We start from the raw sequence: 1,802 nt of genomic DNA, 5'->3' as shown, positions 1-1,802 counted from the left end.
CGTACCTTGCGGGTTCAATATAAGCTAGTTCGGCAGGACGAACAATGGCGGATTCAAGGCATTGAGGTTATGGAGTAACCCATGACAGACACGCTGCTTAACACCTATGGTTCCCTAATTGTCTGGACAGGATTAGGGGTCTGTTTAGCACGACTTCTACCTAGCGCCCTACCACGTTTCTTAGGGCGAGGACTGTATTGGGTAGGGGTGCCGCTGCAAATTTTAGCCTTGGCGCGGCATTCGACCTTTTCTGTGACGATCGCGATTGCCCCTCTCACGATGCTGATGGCTTTGGGTATAGGTGTTGTGGCTGCCTTAATAGGGCTTTGGCTGCAGCCAAAGTTACCCGCTTCATTAGTAGGCGTTAGTAGCAACAACCGAGCCTATCAAGGGAGCTTTGTACTCTCATCGGCAATCGGAAATACGGGGTTTGTGGGCTTAGCGATCGCCCCAGCGCTAGTAGGAGAACCTTACACTAGCTGGGTTGTTCTGTATGCTGTGATGCATAACCTGGTTGGTACCTATGGTCTAGGAGTATTTTTGGCCAGCTACTTTGGGCATAGTTCTCAACAAAGTCGCTGGTGGAAGCAGTTGCGTGACGTACTGACGGCACCACCCCTATGGGCTTGCATTATCGGTGCTGCTACTCAATCCGTCGCATTGCCTGCAAGGGTTGATGCCGCGCTAGATAGCTGTGTTGAGGTTGTGATCTACTGCGCACTCTGCTTAATGGGAATGCGCCTTGGTCAGTTACAGGGATGGCGTAGTTTTCAGCTAGCCATTATTCCGGCTGTGAATAAAATTGTGGTTATGCCGCTGGTGCTGGCAATCATTATGCTCCTCATGGGGTTACCGCAACCTGCGGTGCTTGGGTTTGCCATCATGGCAGGCACACCATCTGCCTTCGCCAACCTGATTTTGGCAGAGGAGTATGACCTAGATCGAGCCTTGGCCACTAGTACTATTACCCTGACCACGATCGGTCTTCTAGCAACAATTCCCCTCTGGATTTGGTTGTTAGGCTAACAGTTAAGGAATCACAAGAACTGGCCAAGAACTGATCTGCCTCAAACGCTGACATTTCGAGTCCGTAGCCGTTTCGGCTCCTTTAACCCAATCATTTGCGAGTTGCTCTTGCCGGGGGCAATCATGGGATAGCAGTTTTCATCACGAGTAACGTGAGCATCCAAAAGCACAGGCCCTGGATGGGCAAGCATCTCGGCGATCGCTGCCTGCAAGTCATCACGAGAATCGACCATGATACCCTTAATCCCGAAGGCATCAGCCAACTTGACAAAATCAGGCATTCCTACTTCCATGTTAGAGGCCGAGTAGCGTTCACCATAGAAAGTTTGCTGCCACTGGCGCACCATGCCTTGCCATCCATTGTTGATAATCACGGTTTTTACATCTAGACGGTAATGCGCTAAGGTGCCCAACTCCTGCATATTCATCTGGAAACTAGCATCGCCACTAATACAGATCACTTGCTCTGAAGGCAGCGCTACCTTAACTCCCATAGCCGCAGGCATTCCGTAGCCCATGGTGCCTAGACCTGCACTAGAAATCCAGCGACGGGGACCAGTTTTCAAGAATTGAGCCGCCCACATTTGGTGCTGTCCCACATCTGTAGTGTAATAAGCATGAGGAGCCTGCCGCCCAACTTCCACAATAACTTCTTGGGGTGAAATACTGTCAGCATAGTGAGGAACCTCCAGGGGATAGTCTTCACGCCAACGATCAATGCAGTCTAACCAGTCACGAGTGAAGGTTGGATCAGCAGGCTGCCCTTGTTCACGTAA

The 1,802-nt window shown here is 50.8% G+C and carries 2 protein-coding genes; one reads left to right on the top strand and one right to left on the bottom strand.

What is annotated here, in order from left to right; genetic code table 11:
- Positions 1-81: 81 nt before the first annotated feature.
- The gene (locus NZ772_18395; GenBank protein MCS6815527.1) at positions 82-1,026 is read left to right on the top strand and encodes an AEC family transporter; all 945 of its coding nucleotides are present in this window, start codon (positions 82-84) and stop codon (positions 1,024-1,026) included.
- A 41-nt stretch (positions 1,027-1,067) separates the two neighbouring features.
- Here NZ772_18395 and NZ772_18390 read toward each other — a convergent pair.
- On the bottom strand, positions 1,068-1,802 hold a 735-nt coding region (locus NZ772_18390), incomplete at its 5' end, for a thiamine pyrophosphate-dependent enzyme (protein MCS6815526.1).

It is taken from the genome of Cyanobacteriota bacterium (assembly GCA_025054735.1).
Taxonomy (GTDB): Bacteria; Cyanobacteriota; Cyanobacteriia; order SKYG9; family SKYG9; genus SKYG9.
Note: the sequence above shows the minus strand (reverse complement) of the source record. Positions and strands in the feature narration are given on the sequence as shown.